This is a genomic window from Holdemanella hominis (assembly GCF_014306155.1).
Taxonomy (GTDB): domain Bacteria; phylum Bacillota_I; class Bacilli_A; order Erysipelotrichales; family Erysipelotrichaceae; genus Holdemanella; species Holdemanella hominis.
The window spans coordinates 1-23,682 of record NZ_JACRWH010000031.1 but is presented as its reverse complement, the minus strand read 5'-3'; the positions used below and the strand labels follow the sequence as shown (position 1 = coordinate 23,682).

Genomic DNA, 23,682 nt, shown 5'->3' with positions numbered 1-23,682 from the left:
GAATCCATAGCCATTGCGGTTATGAATCACCAAATCAATATGAGAATAATTATTATTCAAAACATTAGAATTTAAAATTTATCTATTTTATGAGTCCTTTTTCTTGACGTAGTACCACAAATCATCTTAGATGTAGATGATGGAATTTATTATTCTCGTAAAGTTGGTGATGACAAGGTTAGTAAACATGTGATCAAAGATGGAAAAGCAGTATTAGCGGATGCCATTTACGGCCATGAATATGAGTTCAAGGAAATCAAAGCGCCTACTTCTTATCAGTTAGCCGAGAAATCCAAAGCTTATAAAGTTGAAGGTGATAAGGATACGGATACAATCATTTATTATTTTGAAAATGCACGTATCGTTGTTCCAAATACAGGGGTATAAATAGTATGAAACATAAAAGAATAAAAATAGCAGCTGCACTGGTTGTAGTGGGATTGATTGGTGGAGTTATCTACAATCAGATTACTGCAAAGAAATCTTATGACTATTCGGATTATTATGTAGAAACAAAAACGAATAAAAAAGAATCAAATAAAGAGAATGAGGAAGCTTCTGAAAAGGAGCTTTCTTTATCTTTGTTGAAAAAAACAAATAAAGATGTTGTTGGTATTTTAGAATTTGATGATCGAATTATTTATGAGCCGATTGTACAAACCCAAAATAATGATTATTATGTTCGTAAGAATATCAACAAAGAATATGCCAATGCCGGAATACCATTTGTATCGGCAGATGGGAATATAGATTCAAAAAACGTTGTAATCTATGGTCATTCGAGTAAATGGGATAACATTATTTTTACACCTTTAATGAGTTATATAGATCAAAACTATTATAAAAAGCATGATACATTTAAATTCATCACTGAAGATGAAACTAGAACATATCAGATCTTTGGAGTCATGAATATTGATTTAAACGACTTGAATGATTCTTTAGAATTTACTCAAACAGAATGGGATTCAACAAATTCATTTAATTCATTTATATCAGATTCCATTAATAGGGGATTGTATAAAACTGGTGTTTCAGTAAATAAAGAAGATCGATTAATGACATTGGTTACTTGTGATACAAGAGGTAACAATAAGAGAATTGTAATTCTAGCTAAATTGGTTAATATAGCTAATGTTTAAAACTAAGGTGTATGATATTATTTAGCTAGATAAATTAGAATTTATTTAGAGGTGTTAGACAATGAAATTAAAGAACATTTTAATTGTTGTTAAAGATATTGAGAAATCAAAACAATTTTACAATGACCTGTTCGGTCTTGATTTGGTACTTGACAATGACGGTAACATGATTTTAACGGAAGGACTTGTGCTTCAAGACGAAAAAATTTGGAAAAAGTTTTTAGGAAAGGATATTATCCCTAAAAGTAATTCTTGTGAATTATATTTTGAAGAACAAGATATAGAAGCATTCGTTGAAAAGCTGGAACGGTCTTATCCCTCAATTCAATATGTTAATAAACTTATGACACATAGTTGGGGACAAAAAGTAATTCGTTTTTATGATTTGGACGGTAATTTGATTGAAGTAGGAACACCGATGTAACACCATAAATTTCAGTTTGTGGATGAATGGATTGATAAAATAATGAACATTAAACAACAAGAAGTGGCTCAAATGAATATGGTGGAATGGTTATCAGATTCGCAAGAATTAGGTAAAAAGCCATCTAAAATTGAATTTGTTAAAAAATTTGAATTGTATGAGATGCATTATTATATTTTTAAATTTAAGAGAAGTGTATTTACTTCATGGCTTGTTGGGGTTAGTGGCGGTTATGTAGATAATGATCTTGTACCGTGCGGACATACTTTCAGTGATATGAAAAAATGTAATGCAACTACTGCGCAAAATGATTGTATTGATATGATAGAAAGAATTCGTTCTTATTGGATGGAACAGGCAAAAAGCTACACGTAGCAATAATATTTACTTTCTTACTATGAAATTTTGATTGCTTTATAGTATTTTTTTGATTGTTAAAAGAATTCTATGTCATAATTTTTATAAAGGTTGGTGGATATCTTGGAAATTAAAAATATAATTGGTGAAACAACAGAATATGATAAAAAGTTAAAATTAGAAGTTAAAAAACCTAAAAGCTGGTGTAAAAGCATCAGTGCTTTTGCGAATACTTTAGGAGGTTTCTTAATCTTTGGAATTTCAGATGATAATCAAATCGTTGGTTTAGAAACTCCGGATAAAGATGCTGAACTTATCAGCGAAATCATTAAAACAAGATTAAATCCGATTCCAGAGTTTAAAATTTCTTTTCATACTGAAGACGGAAATGTTCTTTTAATTGTTCAGGTATTCAAAGGAGAAGAAACACCTTACTATTATTCAGGAGACGGATTACTTGAAGCTTATGTTCGTATTGGTAATGAAAGTGTAAAAGCGTCTCCTATCGAATTAAAACGTCTTGTATTAAGAGGCCGTAACACAACTTTTGATTCTCAAAATTCAATGTATAAAGTTGAAGATTATGCTTTTTCTAAACTTAGAGAAAGATATAAAAAATGGACGGGTAATAGTTTTGACGAAAAAGATCTTGTTTCATTTGGACTAGCAACCGAAGATGGTTATCTTACAAATGCAGGTGCTTTAATTGCGGATGAAAGTCCAATTCGTTATTCAAGAATCTTTTGTACACGTTGGAATGGGTTGAATAAAAGCGGAGGTACTTTCGATGCATTAGATGATGCTGAATATGAAGGCAGTGTTATTTCTTTAATAGACAATGGTGAAGCCTTCATTAAAAGAAATGCCAAAATGATGTGGAAAAAGACAGCAAATTCTAGAGAAGAAATGCCAGAATATGTTGAACGTAGTTACCACGAAGCATTAGTCAATGCGATAGCACATAGAGATTATTTGATTAATGGCAGTGAAGTTCACATTGATATTTATGATGATCGTTTGGAAATTTATTCTCCAGGTGGCATGCCAGATGGCTCTAACATCCAAGAAAGAGATCCCGTAACTGTACCATCTACTCGAAGAAATCCAGTATTAGCAGATGTATTTAATCGGCTTGGATATATGGAACGTAAAGGCAGTGGATTTGCAAAAATCTTAGATAATTATGCTTTTCAAGTGAACTATACTGATGAAAAGAAACCCTATTTCAGATCCGATAGATACCAATTTACTGTTATTATGCCAAATTTAAATTATCGTGGCACTCAAGATGGCACTCAAGATGGCACTCAAGATGGCACTCAAGATTTTGATACACTAATAATGAACATGATTGAAGAAAACAATAAAATCAGTGCAAAAATCATGGCCGAAAAATTAGGCGTCAGTTTAAGAACAGTTCGACGCCTCATTAAAGAAAATGATCAAATTGAATATGTGGGACATGGATTTAGCGGATATTGGAAAATTAAATAGTTTCCTAGAAAGAAGTGATTTTATTTGACACATATACGTTGTCCTCATTGTGGACATGAAACAGCACAAATCATTTATGGCTTTCCTGTAATGGATGACAAACTTCAAAAAGATATTGATGAACAGAGAGTATATCTTGCAGGTTGCGAAAAGATGATTCCTCCTGCATCTCGTCATTGTTTCTATTGTAATCAAGATGTTTATTATTCATTCTTGCCTGTTGATGAAGCTGAAACTACTTGTGTTGAATTTAAAATTGGTGAATTTCATCAAGGTTATCAAAAAATCATTGTCGAGAAGAAAGAAAATCGATTCATCGCAACTTATATTGATTCTCTTACTAATTTAGAGTGTGAAACAAATATTGATTTAACTGAAAAGGAATATAAGAAGTTTATCCATAATATATATCCTACATTAAAGAATGGAATGAAAACTATGATGATTTAGATATTTGTGATGAAACAACCTGGTTTATCATTATAAAAGCAATTAACAATTTAGGTTTACCTGAGCTTCGACAAGCATTAGCACTTCAGCTAGTGCTTTTCTTTTTGCCTGATTTAGAAAGGATGGTGATGTTATGGCAGAATTTAAATCTCAAGATGAGAAAACTAAACAGGCTTTTTCAATGATTGAGCAAGGAGTAAAGGATGTTTATTCTTCTGAATCGTTTAAACAGTATCTATCTTGTTTAAGTAAGTTTCATAGTTATTCTTTGAATAATACCTTATTAATATTGTCACAGAAACCGGAGGCTAGTTTGGTAGCTGGATATCGTGCTTGGCAGACAAATTTTAATCGTCATGTAAATAAGGGTGAAAAAGGATTGATGATTCTAGCTCCGGTTACAACGAAAGAAGATAGATTAATGAATAAACACGACGAGAATGGAAATGTGATTTTGGATGAATTTGGAAATCCAGTCCAGGAAATGCGTGCAATTAATCTGACTCATTTTAAGACAACGACAGTCTTTGATATTTCACAAACTTCAGGAGATCCTCTTCCATCTTTAGTGCATGATTTGACAGGTTCTAGTAATGAAGTGAAAGCAATTATTCAAACTATTCAGTCTGTATGTACAATACCGATTGAATTTAAAACAGAAACTGAAAATCTTAGTTTTATGACTGGAGCTAAAGGATATTATTCACCAAGGAAAGATAAGATTGTCATTAATAAAGATTTAGAGGACTTACAAACCGCAAAAACATTAATACATGAGTATGCTCACAGCTTACTTCATAAAGAAACAGATAAAAATCAAAGCCAACGAGAAATTGAAGCAGAATCGTTGGCTTTTGTTATTTGTGATCATTTTGGAATTGATACTTCTGAATATTCATTTGGTTATATCGCGTCTTATGCTAACAAGGATTATAGTGAATTGAAATCTATTTTAGTGAACATTCAGAGTAAAGCACACGAATTGATTGAACTAATAGAACCTGTGTTTAAGGAGAATTTGCATATGCTAGAAAAGGAAAATCAATATATTACTCCAGTGGAAATGGAAGAATTGAATCATGATATTGTACTTAAAATTGCATCCATGATGGAACAGTATAAAGATGTTATATCGGATCCAAATATTACAACTTCAGATATTCATGAAACGATTGATCAAGAAATATCAAATCTTTTGACAGATAATAAAGAATATAAAGTACAAGATCATTTGTATCAGAATAATGAAGTCTATCAATTTGCTTTGCATAGTGCTTGTTATGATGCATTTATGAATGAGGAGTTTGATCCAAAACAATCCTGGTTTATGGATCATTCGATTGAAAGAAGAAACTATGAGCTATTCGAAAAAATAGCTAATCCTTTATTAACAAACAGTGCATATTATATGAAATATGGAACACCTAATTATATGGATTTAAATATTGAAATTATTGGTGATGATCGATTGGCTATGGCTCATAACTATGTTTTAAATGGTGATGTGATGGCTGATCCAGATGTTGAATTTACTGTTGATAAAAAGAACAGGATGCTATATCCACAGACCTATCAGCAGGATTCACTTCAATACTTTGAAAGAGTAGATGGGGATTCAACTCGTGTTCGAGAACTGAATCATTTTATGCATGAATGGCTCACAAATGTTGTTGATCAAAAGTATAAAGTGCAAACTATTTATACGGAAGACAAAGAACTTTCTGTCAAAGAAAATCCAAACGCTGTAAGAAACTTTTGTAAACAGAATGGTATAGGAATGATGGCACCTAAACTAAAGGAGTTGGAAAAATGAGCAAAAAGTTTATTCGAAAATCGGTTCTTGAAAATGTTAGGAAACTATCGGCATTTGATTATTTAAATAACTATCATCCTTCATTATTAGTAAAAAATGGAAAGAAGGATTACTCTCATAGAGAACATGAATCATTGCACTTTTCAAACGGAATGTGGTATTGGTGGTCACAAGGTGTAGGTGGTACGACTGCATTGGATTATTTGATTGCTGTAGAAGGATATGATTTTAAAGAAGCGTGTAACTATTTAGCAAGTTTAATGAATATTAGTGATCCAGTTGTTACGTATTATCATAAAAAAGAAACTAAACCATTCGAGCTTCCTGAGAAAGATAAAAACAATAATTTAGTGATTCGTTATTTGTGTGAAACACGAAAAATAGATAGAGAAATTGTTGATTATTTTATTTCTAAAGGGATGCTTTATCAGTCAGCAAATTTTCGAAATGCTGTGTTTGTTGGGTATGATGGTGATATGCCTGCTTATGCATTTAAGCGAAATATATTTAAAGATTTTAAATTAGAACATGCAGGAAGTAATAAGGCTTTTAGCTTTAATTATCAAAATAAAGAAAGCAATGTTCTTCATGTTTTTGAAGCAGCTATTGATTTATTGTCTTATATGACATTATTAAAAATGGAGGATGTTGATTACAAGGCTTTTAATTTTTTATCTTTAGGCGGAGCTTGTGAAAAGATAGCTGCAAAGACGGAAGCTGATATACCAATAGCATTAAAAGCCTTTTTAGAAAGAAATCCCAATGTTCAAATTATTGTTTTCCATTTGGATAATGATGAAGTAGGTAGAGGTGCAACACAAAAGATTATGATGATTGCAAGACGTAACTATCAATGTTTTGATAATCATCCTGTGATTTTTAAAGATGTAAATGAGGAATTAGTAAGCATAAAAATATGAATCAACATTCAAATTGACAATCACTTGTACGCTTGCTAAAGTAGAGTTGTAAAAAGAAGTACATTACTAGCTAATTGGTTAGTTAGTATGAAAGTTTGCCGCTGACCAATATGCGGGGTATAAATGGTTGGGTTGAAAGTTTACCGCTGACCAATATGCGGAATATAAATGGTTGGGTTGAAAGTAAAATCCTTCGCCATTAGGTGAAGGATTTTTTGTTACAAAATATCTTCAAAACATTTATTACTTTTTGAAGATAATTTGGATAATGATGAAGTAGGTAGAGGTGCAACACAAAAGATTATGATGATTGCGAGATGCAATTACCAATGTTTTGATAATCATCCGATGAACTTTAAAGATGTAAATGATGAATTAATTCATAAAAGTCTGTTGCTATCGACTGATTTATGGATTTGACAAATGAATCATTCATATCCTATTGGATATAAAATAATGTAACTGTAATTAATAAGTAATACTTTTTATGTACAATAGCAATGAAATTGCATATAATTTAAATATGGAGGTGATGCTGTATGTCTACTATTCAAGTAAGAGTGGATGATGATTTAAAATCTAAGGCAGATGCATTATTTAAGGAATTAGGTACAGATACAACGAGTGCAATTCGTATGTTTTTAACTCAAGCAGTTGCTTATGATGGAATTCCTTTTGAAATTAAAAAATTTAATAAAACAAAAGAAATGAAAATTATGACAGAAGATGAATTTTTGGATAGACTTGCCTCTTCTAGAGCTCAATCTAAAGAAGGAAAAGTAATAGATGCGGATATAGCAATAGATAGCATTAGAAATAAATATGGATTATAAAGTAATATTTACTGAAAATGCAATGGAAGATATGGATTCTATTGTAGAATACCTTCTTTTTCACTTGCGTAATAAACAAGCGGCAAATCATTTTATCGCTTCTGTTGAAAGCGGAAAATTCGTATTAAGTAATTCTGCTGAGTCATTTCAATTGTGTTTGAATTCTAGACTTCGAAGCAAGGGATATCGAAGATTAAATTTAGATAAAACTAAATATTTCTTGTTGTATCGTATTGAAAATTCAATAGTTTTTATAGATGGTATTTATCATCAATTACAAGATTACGAAAATAAAATTAAATAATTCTTTTTGAGAAAGTTTACGCTTTCTCTTTTTTATTACACAAATTTAGAAAGAGGTGGATTAATTTGAATAAACAATTTGATTTATTTCAAAAAATGAAGATCAAAGAGGTCTGTGAAAATATTAGTCGTATGACTTATGCATATATCAATCCAGACACAAAACAACCAACCGTAGTGCCATCAAAGCATTATAAAGATATTTTAGATCAGCCGGTAGAAGTATTGGTTAATGATCAAGTGAAAAAACAATTTTTAAATATTATGTTTAAACAAATGAAAACATTAAAAGAAGAAGAACCCATCTTGTTTAATGAAACACTGTTGTTGATGGATTTAAATAAGACCCCAGATAGTTTGGAACTAAATGAAGAAGCAGCATTAAAGATAACGGCCACAGAATTAGTTGAAAGTGAGAAAACACAAAAGAAAAAATTCCATTTAGTGGATAATGCATATTTGGATTCATACGAAGCAACAAAGAATGATAGTGAATTGATGGCTCAGATATTTAAAGAGCAACAAAATGATCGTGTTTATTCTGTTGAATTAGATGAGATGGAAATGGAAAAACCTAAGTCAAAAGGAGGAAAAAAGAATGACTTACAGCACTAGAATTTATAATTATTCAAATTTAAAAGATGAAGACAAACAAATTGTCCAGGCACAATTGTTAATGTTTGAAACTGTAGAAGACACAATCACAGAATATATGTATCGTAGAGAATCTTCTACAAATATTTTGGATGCAGTTTCTTATGAAGAAGGAATTAAAGCTTTAGAACAAGTACAACAAAATATGTTTAGTGATATTGTAGAATATATTGTTTACGCAATTGACAGTTATGAAGAAGATGTGGACGAAGTTGATACACAGGATCCGCTTTTTGGCTTGTATCAAGAAGTTGAGGATATTGATAATGAATGATTTAGAAACGTGTGATTTTAATGCGGTCAATCTTGAAAGATTGGCTTTTTATTTTGAAAAATTAGAAGAAGGAGAGGACGAATAATATGATTCACAATGATAAAGTTTTAGAAGATGTGAATGCATTACTTGATTACGATTCAGTTAAAGATTTCTTATTCATGAATGTAATTAATGCAGAAACTAATAAAGAAGAATTATCTATGGAGCCACATACAGTTATTGGAGATTTAGCGATTGTATATAGAGTGATGATTAAAACAACTGATGATCAATTTTGCTCAGCTAGAGTTACAAATGAAATGCTTGATCATTATGGTATTGATGTATCGCAGTTGCACAATGATGCATTGATTTCATCACCAAATATGATGAAACCAGAAATTATTCCACTAGAAACATTGCTGATGGGAGTTCCAGAACAAGAAGCATGGCAAAATGAAGACAGGCATTTTGTAGTTTTGACAAATGAACATAGAACGGATGGAACAGCAACAATTTTTTATTCCGGAGTTTTGAATGATCTGGCTGAAAAATTAGGACATGATCTTTATATTGTTCCTTCTTCAACAGATGAATGTTTAGCATTATGTGATTCTCCAACATTGAATATAGATCGTTTGAAAGAAATGCTTTTACTGATGAACGGTCCAAGTTTTATGGATCAAGATAAAAAGCTATCTGATATTTTATATCATTATGATAAGGATAATCATGTTTTAGAGAAATCAGATGATTATGAAAAGAGAATCAATAAGCAGAGATATTCACAATTACTTCATTAAGATTTGGAGAATTGAAAATGATTAAATATGAAGATATCGTTAAGCGAATTTCGTTTATTGAAAAAAGAAAAATTAAAAATGAGGAAAAGATAAAATTTCTAATAGAAGAAAATAATACCTTATCGTCAAATTTAAAATTACTAAATCAGAAAAAAGAAATGTTAGAAAAAATGAATCAGGATCTAGCAGATCTTATACCTGATAAGAAAAAGACTGCAGACAATTAATGTCTACAGTTGTAGCAAGCAACGTCTTTGGATATCCAAAGACAAGTATTTAGGGAACATCCCTAAGACCCTGAGCTATCAAAAGAGTTGGTAGCTCTTTTTTTGTGGAGGTGAATATTAAATATGAGTACAGTAACGATAAGTTTATTAAGTTTCCTGGGTGGTTTGATTATTGGAGTTTTCTATATTTTGTTTATACAAGGTGCTTTTTATAAAGATGCGGAAAAGAAATAAACAATTTGTCATTCGTTTATCTGATAGTGAATGGAATCATCTTAATGAATTAGTGAAATATTCAGGACAATCTAGAGAATCCTATTTACGTATGTGTATAAATGGTTTGGTTCCTAGACCGGCACCTAGTGTTGAGCTTGTCGAAGTAATCCAAGTACTAAGACAAATTGCAGAGAGTATAAACGGAATAGCAGAAGCAGTTTATAAACAAAATAAAATGGATGATTCAGTTTATGTGGAAAATTATGAGGCGCTTCAAAAACAGATCAATGAGATTATGATTCTTATTCGACAACCTATCAATATGGAGGAAGTATGGCAATTACAAAAATATGGGCAGTAAAGGATGATTTGAGAAGAGTTTTAAACTACATTGAAAATCCGGATAAGACAAAAGAAGAACTCAGTGATGGATTAAAAGAAGTGTTGGCATATACAACCCAGGGATATAAAACAAATGAGAAAGAATATATTACTGGAATTAATTGCGAACCTAGTACATCACTAAAGCAAATGATGAATACAAAGTTATCCTATAACAAGATGGATGGAAGACTTGCCTTTCATGCAGTCCAATCTTTTAAACCAGGTGAAGTAACTCCAGAAGAATGTCATTCATTAGGTGTGCAATTGGCGAAACAAATGTGGGGAAATCGATTTGAAGTTGTTGTTTCTACTCATTTAGACAAGGAACATTTGCATAATCACTTTGTTGTGAATTCAGTTTCCTGGGTAGATGGCAAGAAGTATGATAACCGAAAAAAAGATATTGATCACTTCCGAGAATTGAATGATGCAATATGTAAATAGCATGGTTTGAATGTTATTGAAAAACCAGAAGGAAAAGCCATGAATTATGGAGAGTGGAATGCAGAAAAAAAGGACGGCATCTATTTTAGAAAGATTATTCGTTATGATGTGGATTCTGTATTAGCGTATGCTAGAACTTTAGATCAAATGAAATCAGGACTTGAAGATATTGGATATGTAGTTGATTTAACTGGCAAGCACTGGACTTTAAAGCATCCACAGTCGCAAAGAAAGTTTCGATTCTATAAACTTGCTCGTGATGGTCGATATGATGAAGAACATATCATGGAACGAATCAACAACAATTATTTATTTCCAATGCAGCCAGTTAAGGATATTGTGCCATGTAAAGAATATCGTGGTGATCATACAAAATTAAAAGGAATCAAGGCTTTATATATTAGATATTGTTTTGAATTAGGAATTATTCGACCTAAAGGGAAACGACAGAAATATCCAAGTCCACAATTAAGAAAGGATTTGATATACATGGATAAAATCACAAATGAAAATACTTTTGTAGGCAAGCATAATCTAGAAACAATAGAAGATGTGCATGCTTTTAAAGTATCTCTAAATAAAGAAATAGAATCTTGGATGAATCAAAGAAGATCCATCTACAATAAAATTAAAAGAACGCGTGATCCAAATTTGAAAAAGCAATTAGAAATGGATCGTGATACGTTAACTTCTAAAATTGCACATGGGAAAAAGGAAATCAAAATATGTGAAGATATAGAAAAGAGAGTTCCTGATATTCAAGATAAATTAAAAATGGTGAATGCATTAGAAGATGAGCGTATTCAAACACAAAAAGAATATGAAAGGAGCTTGAATTTATGAACAGTGCAGATACTGCAGATCAAATGATGAAGATGACCTTAGAAGGTATACAGGTTGCTGCTGAAGTTGGTTTAAAAGCAGGTGGCATGGCAGCAAGATCTTTGGCTGTCACTTTATACGCTATTTTAAAAGACAATAAAAAAGTGAAAGGAAAAACCAATTTAAATAACTTGTTAAAGTCAGACAAAGAGTTAAAAGTCTTTGCTATTCATCATTCGGATTTAAAAAAGTTTTGTGAAGAAGCAAAACATTATGGAGTTTTATATTCTGTATTGAAAGAAAAGAATAATACAGATGGAATTGTGGATATTATGGTAAAAGCAGAAGATGCTTCTAAAATCTCAAGGATGGTAGACAAGTTTGATTTAGCTACTATCGACACAAAAGCAATTCGTGAATCTGTATTATCACAACAGAGTATAGATGATGCTAAACCACTTAGTGATGAAGAGCATGATGCCTTATTGTCAAAGCTAATGGATGATAAAGAAAACCCCAACAAAGCTCGGACAAGCAAGGACGGTACTCCGTTCGAGCCATCTTCAAAAACATCGAAGAAAGAAAACAAGAAGAAAACCGTCGAAAGAAAAAGATTAACAGCTACTACGGATAGGCCTTCTGTTCGCAAGGAATTGAAGGACATTAAACAGCAGCAAAACCTAAAATCTTCTGCACCTAAGTATCCAGTTAAGAAAAAATCAAAAAAGAAAGTGAGATAACGATTATGAGAAAATGGTTTAAGAAAAATGATGACGAAATAATTGAAATTCAGGTAGATGATACAGAGAGAAGAATTATTGTTAGGGCATTAGCTGATCTAAGAGATAAACAGCGATTAGCTCATAAGAACTATGATTTTTTAGATTCTCTTATTGTAAAGGTTTGTGATGCAGACCATCCATCAATAAAAGATCACTATGAGAGATGCTAAGAACGACGAATATTTATTTCTAGGCTTATTAATCATTCCTACAATATGGTTTGCAGTTTTGATTGCACCATATATGGATCAAGGACTCATTCATGCACTACCTTATCTAAGTGAAGCATTGAATCATCCCTTTCAATTTCAATGGTGTGATAATTCTTTAAAAACGATTGGAATATTCCTGATTATCTATGTTTTAGGAATTGGTATTTACTTATCCAACGAAAAGAATTACAGACAAAAAGAAGAGTATGGATCAGCTAGATGGGGATATATACGTTCTTTAGTAAAGAAACATTCGAATAAGGATTTCTTTGAAAATAAGTTATTTACGCAAAAAACACGAATGGATATTCATGGAAAAATTAAAAACATAAATCTTCATACGGTTGTGATTGGTGGTTCTGGCGCTGGTAAAACTCGATATTATGCTAAGCCTAACATTATGCAGTGTAATACGAGCTATGTAGTATTAGATCCAAAAGGAGAAATTATCAAAAGTGTAGGTCATATGCTTGAAGATGAGGGGTATGAAATCAAAGTCATTGATTTAATCGATATGTCTAAATCATTGGGATATAATCCATTTCATTATATTCAAAGTGACAAGGATGTATTGAAATTAATCACAAATCTAATTCGTAATACAACTCCAAAAGGATCTTCTACAAACGATCCGTTTTGGGAGAAAAGTGAAACAGCATTACTTGAAGCATTGATGTTATATTTATATCATTATGCGCCGGAGGATGAGCAAAACTTTACGATGGTAATGGAGATGCTGAATTATGCTGAAGTAAAAGAAGACGAAGATGATTATGAGAGTCCGTTGGATGAGTTATTTAAGCGTCTAGAAACGATAGATAGTAATTCTTTAGCACTTAAACAATATAAAATATATAAACAGGCAGCAGGTAAGACCGCTAAATCTATTTTGATTTCAGTTGGTGTAAGACTTGCTGCTTTTAACTTGGAAGAACTTGCATCACTTACTAGATATGATGAGATGGAGTTAGAGCAGATAGGCGAAAGAAAAACAGCCTTATTTGCGATTATTCCTGATAATGATTCAACATTTAATTTTGTCATCGGTATGTTGTATACTCAGTTATTTCAAATGTTATATTATCAAGCAGATTTTGTTCATGGCGGTCAACTTCCAGTGCCTGTACATTTTATTATGGATGAATTTGCCAATGTTGCTTTACCAGACGAGTTTGATAAGTTGCTTTCGACAATGCGATCACGACTTATTTTTGTATCCATTATTTTACAGAACCTGGCACAGATCAAAGCGTTATATAAGGATACTTGGGAGTCAATTATGGGAAACTGTGATTCTAAATTATATTTAGGTGGAAATGAACAAAGTACCCATGAATATATAAGTAAGGAGCTTGGAAAGGCAACAATTGATACAAATACGTATGGTAAATCAGAAGGAAGAAGTGGAAGCTTCACAACAAATTCTCAGAGAACTGGAAGGGAATTGTTAACTTCTGATGAAGTTCGCTTATTGGACAATAATTATGCTGTTCTATTTTTGAAAGGTGAAAGGCCTGTTCGAGATAGAAAATTTAATCTGTTAAAACATCCTCGTATTAAACAAACAATGGATGGAGGCCGTGAACCGTACATTCATGGACAAGTGAATCATTTTATTGAGGATTGGCAAAATATTCTTCTTAGTAATAATGAGTATGAATTATTGGATGTAGAAGAAACAGAAAACTATTTAAAGGAGATTGAAGAAGATGAAGAAAATAAAAACGATTAGAAAAGTATTATTCTTTGCGTATATTGCATTGGTGATTGTAGGAAACTTTGCAACACCGGTTTATGCAGCAAATGATCCAGTTACTGTTGTAAATAACTTCAGTGAATTTATGTTTGGACTTATTCGTGCAATTGGAATGATTTTATTAGGTTTTGGAATTGTACAGGTTGGACTTTCATTGAAAAGTCATGATCCAAGCCAAAGAGCGAACGGCTTTATGACGGTAGCTGGAGGAATTATTATTACTTTTGCTAAAGAGATTTTGAATATTATTGTTGGATAGGATGGTGATTTCTAGTGAGTGGAATCATAGATAACCTAACTAGTGCCATCAATACCTGGAATTCTAAATTAGCTGAAATATGGCTGTTGTTAACAGAATCACCTGAAACATTCAAAGGTGGTGATATTTGGCAAATCATAGTTAAAATACATGGAGCACTTCAAGCAATTGGATTAGCACTTCTTGTGCTTTTCTTTGTTTGGGGATTGATTAAGACCTGCACAAGTTGGCAGGATGTAAAAAGACCGGAACAGGCCTTTAAATTGTTTTTGAGATTTATTATTGCCAGGGGAATGGTGATGTACGGAATGGAATTAATGACAAAGATATTTGAAATAGTACAAGGCATTATTCAAACAATCACTGAAACTGCAGGATTAGGTGTATCAAGTGAAACCGTACTGCCACAAGAAATCATTGATGCAGTAAGTAATACAGGATTTTTGGAATCTATTCCTTTGTGGGCAGTTACTCTTTTAGGATCTATATTCATTACAATATTATCGTTTGTGATGATTTTAACTGTATATGGAAGATTCTTTAAATTGTATATGTACACAGCTATATCACCAATCCCACTTGCGGCAGCTGCAGGGGAAAGCACACAAAATACGGCATTTACGTTTATTAAAAGCTATGCAGGAGTATGTTTAGAAGGAGCTATCATTGTCCTTGCTTGTATTATTTTTTCAGCCTTTGCGTCTAGTGCACCAGTAGTTGATACTACAGCATCTAGTGTATCTATGGTATGGAGCTATGTCGGTGAACTGATATTTAATATGCTGGTTTTAGTTGGTTCTATTAAAATGAGTGATCGTATAGTCAAAGAAATGATGGGCTTGTGATTTTTTACTTCTTAATAATTAAGATATAAATGAAATTGTGAAGAAATCTATTTAGAAGAAGATACCAAATACTCAAAATTGAAAATGACTCTGATCTGTAAAAAAATTACAGTATCTATTTACCGTAAAAAAATTACGGTTATAATGAAGCTGAGGTGATGCCAATGCTTAAACATTTCAGAGTTAATAATTTTAAGAATTTTAAAGATGACTTAGATATTGATTTTTCAGATGTGAATGGATATAAGTTTTCTCAAGATTGTATTACTAATGATTTGATTGGAAAAATGATTATTTATGGTAAAAATGGAAGTGGTAAAACAAATTTAAGTAAAGCTCTTTGTGATTTAAAAGAAACATTAACGATGTCTAATGATATGAAATCAAATCATTCTTTTATTTCAAATGCGAACTCTAATAACGAGATTACGACTTTCACTTATACCTTCCTATTCAACAATAAGAAAGACAAAGTGGTATATGAATATCAGAAAACAGATTTATTCAATTTAACCAATGAAGTATTAAATATAAATGGAAAAATCATCTATTCTTATGATTTTAATAAGAATAGATTTATAGAAAAAAGCGAAGACTATTTTCATAATTCAGACATTTTTACAATCTATCAAAAAAATACCAATCCATCATTACCATTTGTACGTTGGTTAGTAAATAATGGTGCTGTAGAAAAGAGTTCGATTTTTAACAAGATGTATGATTATGCAGTAAAAATAACACAAATATTTACTCCTACAACTGCATTGATTCAATTATCAAGAAATGAATTAGACGAACTTGATCGTAATGTGAATGATTTAGAAGATTTTTTGAATTATATGGGTATTGAGTGTAAATTGTCTATGGAAAAACTGCCAGATGGTAGTAAAGAGCTTTATTTTGTATTTAAAAATAGAAAAGTAGCCTTCTTAGAGAATGCATCTAGTGGAACATTGTCATTGTTTAATTTTTATATTCGGTTTTTAATGTCAAACAAAGAAAGTTCTATTCTTTATTTTGATGGATTTGATGCCTTTTTTCATTTTGAATTATCTGAAAAAATCATCCAATATATTAAAGAAAAATATAAAGATTCTTTGGTTATCTTTACTACGCACAACACAAATTTAATGAGTAATAAAATTATGCGTCCTGATACATTGTTTATACTTTCAATAAGTGGAAAATTAACACCGTTATGCAAAGCGACAGATCGTGAGTTAAGAGAAGGTCATAATCTTGGTAAATTGTATATGAATGGTGAGTTTGATGAAGACTAAAAATATATTCCTATGAAGCGAATTTGCATATGCTTGCAAGCAAGTTAGAAAATGATTATTTTGATTTTAATTGACTACAAACCAAATAATTTCTTTGATCAAATTATAAAACATGAAGCATTATTTAAATTACACTATATCGAGCAGAGTTAATCTCTGCTTTTATTATGCCTGTTTGGCAATGAAAGGAAAGTAACATGAAAGAATATATATTAAATACAATTGTGCTAAAAACAGGAGATTCAATTGAAATAGTTGAACCTTCAACTTTACCTATGAAAGATAGGGTTATGTATAAGTTACAACATGAAGAGGATCGAGTTGTAATTGTTAGAGGAAATGGGAAGATGGTAATTCCTATGGAGAATATTATGTTCTCATCATCTATCCCTTTGGACATTATTCATGAGGATTTTGATGATGAAGTCTAATTTTGAAATTAAGATTAATAAGGAAATACGAGATTATACGGAGAGTATATTTTTTGGCTTATCTCTTCGACAAAGTATATTCTCTATTATAGCTTGTGGGATAGCTTGTGGTATTTTCTTTTTGTTGAATGACAAGCTAGGAACTGAAATAACTAGCTGGATATGTATGCTTGGAGCAGCGCCATTTGCTGCTTTTGGATTTATAAGATTTCAGGGTATGTATACAGAAGATATTGTTAAGACGGTATTTAATTCGTTGTTATTATCGTCTAGAGATTTAATCAATAAACCATTTAACTTGTATGATGAGTTTTTTGAGCCAATGATTAAACAATCAAGAAAGGAGTCGATTGTACATGATAAAAAGTTACGAAAGATTGAAAAAGCAGAACAAAGAAAGAATAAGAGTGCCTAGGACAGTGCAGGATACCATCCCAGTAGATTCGGTCTATAAGGATGGTATTTTTCGTTCTGGAAACAGATATACAAAGAGTTACAGATTTTTGGATATTAATTATAAGATTGCATCTGGTGAAGATAAAAACAATTTGTTTTTAACATATAGTGATCTACTAAATTCTTTTGATCCATCTGTAATGACGAAAATTACCATTAACAATCGAAAAGTGGATATAAAGAAATTTAAAGAAGATATTTTAATTCTATTAAAGGAAGATGGTTTGGATAAGTATAGAGTTGAGTACAACGATATGTTATTGTCCAAATTAGCTGAAGGTGATGATATTATCCAGGAAAAATATATTACTGTTACAGTTTTTAAAAGTAATATAGAAGAAGCCAGATTTACTTTTTCTCGCATAACTGCAGAATTTTCAACTTTATTTTCTAGACTTGGAAGTTCTTGTATTGAATTGGATGCAGAAGAACGTTTGAAGATATTGCATGACTTTTATCGTAAAGAAACGGAGGAATTCCAATTAGATTTATCCGATTTAGCTAGGAAAGGACATTCTTTTAAAGATTTAATTACTCCAAGAATGTGTAAATACCACAATAAGTATTTTGAATTTGATGGTAAATATGGTCGTGTTCTTTATTTAAATAATTATCCTGGATTTCTTAAGGATGAATTTGTATCGGAGTTGTGTGATTTAAATAAAAACTTGATGTATTCAATGGATATTATTACTGTGCCAACGGATGAGGCAGTCCGAGAAGTGGAAAATAAATTCCTTGGTGTTGAAAAGAATATTACAGATTGGCAAATGAAACAGAATCGTAATAATAACTTCTCAGCAATCATTCCATATGATATGGAATTGCAACGCAAAGAGTGTAAGGAGTTCCTGGATGATTTAATTGTACGAGATCAAAGAATGATGCTTTGTAACATTACGGTTGTACATTTAGCTGATTCTATTGAAGAATTGAATAAGGATACAGAAACATTGAAGGCGGTAGCTCGTAAATATGTTTGTGAACTGGAAACTTTGTATTTTTCAAAAAGACAATTAGATGGTCTACAAACAGTATTGCCAATAGGAGTCAACAAATTAAATATCACGCGTACTTTATTAACCGAAAGTGCGGCTGTATTCATTCCTTTTAGAGCACATGAGATTATGCAAAAGGGTGGAGTTTGGTTTGGTCAAAATGCGATTACAAACAATCCTATTCTTTGTAACAAGGCATTGCTTCAGAATCCAAACTCTTTCTTTTTTGGTATTCCAGGATCCGGAAAATCATTCTTAACAAAAGAAGAAATTGAATTCTTGATCTTATCTACAGATGATGACATTATCATTGCAGATCCAGAAGGAGAATATGATTCCATAATCAATGCTTTAGGCGGACAAATCATACGTATTGGTACAAATAGTACGGATTATATTAATGCAATGGAAATGGTAGAGGGATATGGCGATAGTGGAAACTCAATTGCCGATAAATCTCAATTTTTGATGTCTGTATTTGAAAATTTAGATGCTAATCATGGCGGTATTACACCAATTGACAGATCTATTATCGATAGATGTGTAACGCTAGTTTACCAGGAAGCAAAAACCAATGGCTATGTACCAACGTTAAAACATCTTTATAAAAAGTTATTGGAACAAAATGAACCAGAAGCTAAATCTTTAGCTATTAAACTAGAATTATTTACAAATGGATCATTAAATATATTTGCTCATGAAACGAATGTAGATATCAAGTCTAGAATTTTATCGTTTAATATTTTTAATTTGGGAAAACAATTAAAAACATTAGGTCTATTGGTAATTACAGATGCCATTATCAATCGTGTAAATGAAAACTGGAGAAAAGGGAAACGTACACATATCTTCATTGATGAGATTCATGTTATTTTTGAGAATGAAGAAAGTGCTACATTCTTTGCTTCGGCCTGGAGACAATTCCGTAAAAGAGATGCATATCCTACAGGAATTACTCAGAATGTTAAGTATCTATTATCATCTCAGCAAGGAATTAGTATGTTATCCAATTCTGAGTTTATTGTCATGTTAAATCAATCGGCAAATGATAGAGAAGATTTAGCTAAATTGTTAAATATTTCAGAAGAACAGATGAGCTATATTACAAATGCTCCTATAGGCTGTGGATTAATTAAATATGGTGGATCTATAGTTCCATTTGTAAATAAGATGCCAAAAGGATTGTTGTATGATTTAAATACTACAAGGCCAGGAGATAAAAAATAATTGTCCAATAAATACAAAAGACTCATTAAAAAATTAGATTTAATGAGTCTTGTTTATGTATAAAATGTTGAGGTATCAGCTAATTCAGAACAAGATATTTTCGAATACATCAACTAAGTTTTGGAACAATTAAAGTAAGCAAGTATTAAAGATATTAAAGGAGTTGATGTAGATGAAAGATATAAAGACAAAACAGAAAGTACTATCCATAAAGACTAAGGATGTTAAAGGGAATGTGAATCATTTTATTAAGCAGCAAACTATTCACATAAGAAATAAGGAAGAAGATAAAAAGGTAGAAAAATCTGTTAAAACGAATCCGAATGTAGTGGCTACAAATAATGTTAGTGAAGTTGCTAAGCAGACGTTTATAGAATCAAAGCAGCGTGCTACAAAATTTATTAAACATAAGCATAGAGAGCATAAGTTCAAAACTACAGATAAGAAGGCAATGAGCGAATCTATTCCGGTACGCAATCAAAGAATTACTTATGTGTCTAAGGCTAAGCATCATGTCGTAAATAAAATAAATACTTCTAAAATTAAACAAATAGCAGATAAAGTAGTAACACAACCGGCTGTTAAGAGTACAACTAAAGTAATAAAAACATCAATAGAAGTGGTTAAGAAGAGTGTATCAGCTATGAATACACTTTTTTCTTTTGGAACAGGATTGATTTTATTACTTGTTGTTACTTTGTTTATTGGAACATTTAGTGTGCTGGCACAGGATGGTGGATCAAATAGTGAAATTGTTTCTCTAAGTGATGAAGTGATTGCGTATGAAGATACAATTCGTAAATATGCAAAAGAATATGATATTGAGGATTATGTCACATTATTACAGGCAATTATGATGCAGGAGTCAGGAGGAAAAGGCAATGATCCAATGCAGGCAAGTGAGTCAGGGTATAATACAAAATATCCTAGAGTACCTAATGGAATTACGGATCCTGAGTATTCTATTGAAGTAGGGACACACACTTTTTCTGATTGTTTAAAGAAAGCAAAAGTAAAGGATTCATCCGATACAGAACGTATATATCTGGCTTTGCAAGGATATAATTATGGCTCTGGCTATATTGAATGGGCAATTCGTAATTTTGGTGGATATTCTAAATATAATGCACAACAGTTTTCTGATAATAAAAAACAAGAGTTAAATGTATCCGGCTATGGGGATCCTTCTTACGTTGATCATGTTATGAGATACGTAGGGATTACTTTTAGAGGAGGCACAAATCCTAATTTTAATAATGTAGAAGCCTGGGTGACAAAGAATCCTTATGCACAGGCTGGATTATATGGACAATGTACATGGTTTGCTTGGGGAAGATTTTATGAATTATATGGTTATGATCCAGGTTTTAGCGGTGATGGAAGCAGTTGTGTGAAGGAATTGATAGCAGCACATCCAGATAAATTTGAACGATCTTCTTCACCAAAAGCTGGTGCAGTGTTCTCTGCTATTGGACATAATCATGTTGGTATAGTCATTGCAGTAAAAGATAATACCATTACTGTTCAAGAAGGTAATCTTGATGGTATTACAAATACATTTCAAGATGCAAAAAAGGATTGGCAAACAAAATCCTATACGTTAGATCAATTAAGATCTATATATGGTGGAGTAGTGTTTGCTAATCCTAAATAAAAGTATGATTATCACAGTGCCTCGATTGAAGATAATATGATAGATAATAAGCATATATTACCAAATAATCTAAATAGACTATGTTTTTTTAATTAAATATTGCGTATTGAATGAAATATAAAATGAATTAAAATTAGGGATAGGAGGAAAAAGGGAATGAAAAAAATAATAGCAAGTTTATTTTTGTTATTATGCGTATTTGGCTCACCCGTTATTGAAATCTATGCAGATGGTGTGCAAGATGATAATCCGGTTGAGAATACGCATAATAACGATGAGAACCAACATGAAGATTCAAATGAGTATGAACCATCATTGTGCATCGGAAATAAAGGTGAGCAATAGTGCAAGAAAAGTTTAGTCGTATACTAATAGGAAATATTTTGAAGAGCATTCGGACAGAGCAAAAGATTCCTATAAAAAAAGTTGCACAGAATATGGATGTGAGTGAAGCAACAATTTCACAATTTGAAACTGGTAAGAATAAGCCAACAAATGAGAAGATTACTTTATTTACAGAAATATGTGGCCAAACATTTAATTTTGATTTGGATAGAGATCTAATTGTTAGTCGTGTATATGATATTTATGATTTGTATACAGATTTAAAAAAAGAAGAGTTCAATGAAACTATTCAAATAGTAAAAGACACGAAGAATATAGCTTGTTCCTATGCCAGATTTGAATATTATCTGATTCTGTATATGGATGCTATCATTAACCAAAAAGAAGTGGATACAGCTTTATACAAAGGAATTATCGAATCAGGAAAGAATATCTTTTCGATTAGGGAATTGTCCATTTATTACGATATAATGGCACTAGAGAAGATGCATTCAAATGAAATAAAGGAAGCATTAGGATACTTAGACAAGGCGCTATGCAATAATGGTAATTATTTAATGATAAATTATCGTTATTGCAGTATTTACTTGGATTTAGGGTATTTTAATTTGGCACAGCAGTATATTCATAAGAGTTTAAGAATGGCAGTTCAGCAATTGTCTTTCGATCGATTATATTATTTGCTGTTGAATCAAGGCGTACTTTACATGTATACATCTCGTTATGATGAGGCAAATGAGCTGTTTTTAAAACTATTAAATGAATCCATTAAAAGACAAAACGAAATCATGAAGTATTGTGTTTTATCAAATTTAGTTTTTACTTCGCTGATTCAAAAAGATATAAAAAGCGGATTTGATTATCTAAACAGAATCGATGAACAATTTACAGATGACTTAGATTTAAAAATGTATAAATGTCTTCTATACTATTTTGGTCATGAATATACGAAATCAAAAGAGTGTATTGCTTCTTTTTTAAGAAATGTAAAGGATTCAAAATATCATGAGAATTTTATCCGCGCTTTAAAATATATGATGGATAATAAACCTATGAAAGCCATTGCTAATTTTGAAACCTGTTATCAAATCGCATTAAAAAATGGACAATATGATAGAGCAATTTTTGTTTTAAAACAATTGAATGAGTTATATCTTGATCATGGATTACAAAATAAATTAAAAAAAGTGAAAGAATTACAAGAAAATTTCTACAAGATGTCATATGCGAATCAAATAATTGAAGATATAGGGTTAAAACTTAATTAAAAAATTGGGATTGTTTTTTAAAATTTATTCGTATATAGTGAAATCAGAAAGAGCTCTTTTAGAAAGATGAGGTCAGATTATGGTAGGATTAAAAAAAGTAAATATTACGAAAAAAAGATTATCTGGAAATGCTGCAAGAGGTGGAGGATGTGTATGTTTAAGAAGATGTGGCGATGAATTAACACCTTATAATATTGGAGAACAAAATTTCAGAGCATCCATGCAATATGTGTATAATCATTCTTTTGGTGCGACTCCATATTCTTTAAGATAATTGGAAAAAAGAGATTGATTTTAATATCAGTCTCCTTTTTTATAGGAGATTTATGAAAAAAATTCGTACAATATTACATACAATAAATACTATAAAGAAATTAGAAGTTAAAGGGTTACGTAGTTATAGTTGTGTTTTGTTTATATTAAATATTTTAAAATCTTTAGCTCCTCTTTTGCAAATGGGTGGTAAGTGACAAATTATTACAGGCAGTGCTATAATTAGAACGCTTGCAGAAAGGCAAGCTCTTGAAGAGCTTCATGAGGTGAATAATCATCAAGAGGAACTTGGCGGTTCTGGTTATTCATCTCGTGAAACTCCGAACCGCCAAACACAAATGAATAAAAAAGAAC

Annotated in this window: 30 protein-coding genes; all 30 read left to right on the top strand. The window is 31.3% G+C overall.

Translation table 11 applies throughout. The features are described 5' to 3' along the window. Nucleotides 1-189 precede the first annotated feature (189 nt). The 30 genes from H8911_RS07830 (at nucleotide 190) to H8911_RS07685 (ending at nucleotide 23,329) form a co-directional block, all read left to right on the top strand. Entirely contained in the window at nucleotides 190-387 is a 198-nt protein-coding gene (locus tag H8911_RS07830) for a SpaA isopeptide-forming pilin-related protein (protein ID WP_186999257.1), read from the top strand. Between the two features lie 5 nt (nucleotides 388-392). Then, nucleotides 393-1,142, top strand: a complete 750-nt coding sequence (locus H8911_RS07825) for a class B sortase (RefSeq protein ID WP_186999256.1) — start codon at nucleotides 393-395, stop codon at nucleotides 1,140-1,142. A 61-nt stretch (nucleotides 1,143-1,203) separates the two neighbouring features. Next, on the top strand, nucleotides 1,204-1,566 hold the full coding sequence (locus tag H8911_RS07820) for a VOC family protein (RefSeq protein WP_006777628.1): 363 nt from the start codon (nucleotides 1,204-1,206) through the stop codon (nucleotides 1,564-1,566). 42 nt (nucleotides 1,567-1,608) lie between these two features. Beyond that, entirely contained in the window at nucleotides 1,609-1,941 is a 333-nt protein-coding gene (locus H8911_RS07815; RefSeq protein ID WP_186999255.1) for a calponin homology domain-containing protein, read from the top strand. Nucleotides 1,942-2,046: 105 nt separating this feature from the next. Next, the gene (locus tag H8911_RS07810) at nucleotides 2,047-3,417 is read left to right on the top strand and encodes an AlbA family DNA-binding domain-containing protein (protein WP_186999254.1); all 1,371 of its coding nucleotides are present in this window, start codon (nucleotides 2,047-2,049) and stop codon (nucleotides 3,415-3,417) included. 24 nt (nucleotides 3,418-3,441) lie between these two features. Further along, nucleotides 3,442-3,867, top strand: coding sequence for a hypothetical protein (locus H8911_RS07805; RefSeq protein ID WP_186999253.1), 426 nt, complete (start codon nucleotides 3,442-3,444; stop codon nucleotides 3,865-3,867). A 133-nt stretch (nucleotides 3,868-4,000) separates the two neighbouring features. Next, nucleotides 4,001-5,680 (top strand): DUF6908 domain-containing protein, encoded by a 1,680-nt coding sequence (locus H8911_RS07800; protein WP_186999252.1) that lies wholly within the window; start codon nucleotides 4,001-4,003, stop codon nucleotides 5,678-5,680. After that, on the top strand, nucleotides 5,677-6,600 hold the full coding sequence (locus H8911_RS07795; protein ID WP_186999251.1) for a DUF3991 and TOPRIM domain-containing protein: 924 nt from the start codon (nucleotides 5,677-5,679) through the stop codon (nucleotides 6,598-6,600). The genes H8911_RS07800 and H8911_RS07795 overlap by 4 nt, the downstream gene beginning before the upstream one ends. Nucleotides 6,601-7,139: 539 nt before the next feature. Further along, nucleotides 7,140-7,433, top strand: a complete 294-nt coding sequence (locus tag H8911_RS07790; protein WP_117924946.1) for a type II toxin-antitoxin system RelB/DinJ family antitoxin — start codon at nucleotides 7,140-7,142, stop codon at nucleotides 7,431-7,433. Beyond that, nucleotides 7,423-7,737 (top strand): type II toxin-antitoxin system RelE/ParE family toxin, encoded by a 315-nt coding sequence (locus tag H8911_RS07785; RefSeq protein WP_186999250.1) that lies wholly within the window; start codon nucleotides 7,423-7,425, stop codon nucleotides 7,735-7,737. Before H8911_RS07790 ends, H8911_RS07785 begins: the two co-directional genes overlap by 11 nt. A 65-nt stretch (nucleotides 7,738-7,802) precedes the next feature. Further along, nucleotides 7,803-8,351, top strand: coding sequence for a hypothetical protein (locus H8911_RS07780; RefSeq protein ID WP_186999249.1), 549 nt, complete (start codon nucleotides 7,803-7,805; stop codon nucleotides 8,349-8,351). Beyond that, a complete protein-coding gene (locus tag H8911_RS07775) occupies nucleotides 8,335-8,664 on the top strand; it encodes a hypothetical protein (protein ID WP_186999248.1) in 330 nt (109 codons plus the stop codon). Before H8911_RS07780 ends, H8911_RS07775 begins: the two co-directional genes overlap by 17 nt. A gap of 86 nt (nucleotides 8,665-8,750) precedes the next feature. Beyond that, nucleotides 8,751-9,449 carry a DUF5688 family protein gene (locus H8911_RS07770; protein WP_186999247.1) on the top strand — a complete coding sequence of 233 codons (699 nt, stop codon included), beginning with the start codon at nucleotides 8,751-8,753 and terminating at the stop codon, nucleotides 9,447-9,449. A gap of 17 nt (nucleotides 9,450-9,466) precedes the next feature. Beyond that, nucleotides 9,467-9,676 carry a hypothetical protein gene (locus H8911_RS07765; protein ID WP_186999246.1) on the top strand — a complete coding sequence of 70 codons (210 nt, stop codon included), beginning with the start codon at nucleotides 9,467-9,469 and terminating at the stop codon, nucleotides 9,674-9,676. Nucleotides 9,677-9,893: 217 nt separating this feature from the next. After that, on the top strand, nucleotides 9,894-10,253 hold the full coding sequence (locus tag H8911_RS07760; RefSeq protein ID WP_186999245.1) for a plasmid mobilization protein: 360 nt from the start codon (nucleotides 9,894-9,896) through the stop codon (nucleotides 10,251-10,253). Further along, a complete protein-coding gene (locus tag H8911_RS07755; protein ID WP_186999244.1) occupies nucleotides 10,226-10,720 on the top strand; it encodes a relaxase/mobilization nuclease domain-containing protein in 495 nt (164 codons plus the stop codon). The genes H8911_RS07760 and H8911_RS07755 overlap by 28 nt, the downstream gene beginning before the upstream one ends. A gap of 6 nt (nucleotides 10,721-10,726) precedes the next feature. Beyond that, on the top strand, nucleotides 10,727-11,563 hold the full coding sequence (locus tag H8911_RS07750) for a hypothetical protein (protein WP_186999243.1): 837 nt from the start codon (nucleotides 10,727-10,729) through the stop codon (nucleotides 11,561-11,563). After that, nucleotides 11,560-12,282, top strand: coding sequence for a PcfB family protein (locus H8911_RS07745; RefSeq protein ID WP_154555863.1), 723 nt, complete (start codon nucleotides 11,560-11,562; stop codon nucleotides 12,280-12,282). Before H8911_RS07750 ends, H8911_RS07745 begins: the two co-directional genes overlap by 4 nt. A gap of 5 nt (nucleotides 12,283-12,287) precedes the next feature. Further along, entirely contained in the window at nucleotides 12,288-12,494 is a 207-nt protein-coding gene (locus tag H8911_RS07740) for a hypothetical protein (RefSeq protein ID WP_117924928.1), read from the top strand. Then, nucleotides 12,481-14,268 carry a VirD4-like conjugal transfer protein, CD1115 family gene (locus tag H8911_RS07735; protein ID WP_186999242.1) on the top strand — a complete coding sequence of 596 codons (1,788 nt, stop codon included), beginning with the start codon at nucleotides 12,481-12,483 and terminating at the stop codon, nucleotides 14,266-14,268. The genes H8911_RS07740 and H8911_RS07735 overlap by 14 nt, the downstream gene beginning before the upstream one ends. Beyond that, entirely contained in the window at nucleotides 14,246-14,551 is a 306-nt protein-coding gene (locus H8911_RS07730) for a glutamyl-tRNA amidotransferase (protein ID WP_186999241.1), read from the top strand. The genes H8911_RS07735 and H8911_RS07730 overlap by 23 nt, the downstream gene beginning before the upstream one ends. A gap of 14 nt (nucleotides 14,552-14,565) precedes the next feature. Further along, nucleotides 14,566-15,396 (top strand): VirB6/TrbL-like conjugal transfer protein, CD1112 family, encoded by an 831-nt coding sequence (locus tag H8911_RS12730; protein WP_186999240.1) that lies wholly within the window; start codon nucleotides 14,566-14,568, stop codon nucleotides 15,394-15,396. A gap of 164 nt (nucleotides 15,397-15,560) precedes the next feature. Then, nucleotides 15,561-16,676, top strand: a complete 1,116-nt coding sequence (locus H8911_RS07720; protein WP_186999239.1) for an AAA family ATPase — start codon at nucleotides 15,561-15,563, stop codon at nucleotides 16,674-16,676. A 197-nt stretch (nucleotides 16,677-16,873) separates the two neighbouring features. After that, entirely contained in the window at nucleotides 16,874-17,107 is a 234-nt protein-coding gene (locus H8911_RS07715; protein WP_117924916.1) for a hypothetical protein, read from the top strand. Beyond that, complete coding sequence (locus H8911_RS07710) at nucleotides 17,094-17,522, top strand: PrgI family protein (RefSeq protein WP_186999238.1); 429 nt, start codon at nucleotides 17,094-17,096, stop codon at nucleotides 17,520-17,522. Before H8911_RS07715 ends, H8911_RS07710 begins: the two co-directional genes overlap by 14 nt. Next, nucleotides 17,464-19,788: a VirB4-like conjugal transfer ATPase, CD1110 family gene (locus H8911_RS07705; protein ID WP_186999237.1), complete on the top strand. Its 2,325-nt coding sequence runs from the start codon at nucleotides 17,464-17,466 to the stop codon at nucleotides 19,786-19,788. The genes H8911_RS07710 and H8911_RS07705 overlap by 59 nt, the downstream gene beginning before the upstream one ends. Nucleotides 19,789-19,960: 172 nt before the next feature. Then, nucleotides 19,961-21,442, top strand: a complete 1,482-nt coding sequence (locus tag H8911_RS07700; protein ID WP_255466326.1) for a lysozyme family protein — start codon at nucleotides 19,961-19,963, stop codon at nucleotides 21,440-21,442. A gap of 156 nt (nucleotides 21,443-21,598) precedes the next feature. Further along, nucleotides 21,599-21,787: a hypothetical protein gene (locus H8911_RS07695; protein WP_186999236.1), complete on the top strand. Its 189-nt coding sequence runs from the start codon at nucleotides 21,599-21,601 to the stop codon at nucleotides 21,785-21,787. Further along, nucleotides 21,787-23,055 carry a helix-turn-helix domain-containing protein gene (locus H8911_RS07690; RefSeq protein WP_186999235.1) on the top strand — a complete coding sequence of 423 codons (1,269 nt, stop codon included), beginning with the start codon at nucleotides 21,787-21,789 and terminating at the stop codon, nucleotides 23,053-23,055. Before H8911_RS07695 ends, H8911_RS07690 begins: the two co-directional genes overlap by 1 nt. A gap of 79 nt (nucleotides 23,056-23,134) precedes the next feature. Continuing rightward, nucleotides 23,135-23,329, top strand: a complete 195-nt coding sequence (locus tag H8911_RS07685) for a hypothetical protein (protein WP_186999234.1) — start codon at nucleotides 23,135-23,137, stop codon at nucleotides 23,327-23,329. Nucleotides 23,330-23,682 lie beyond the last annotated feature (353 nt).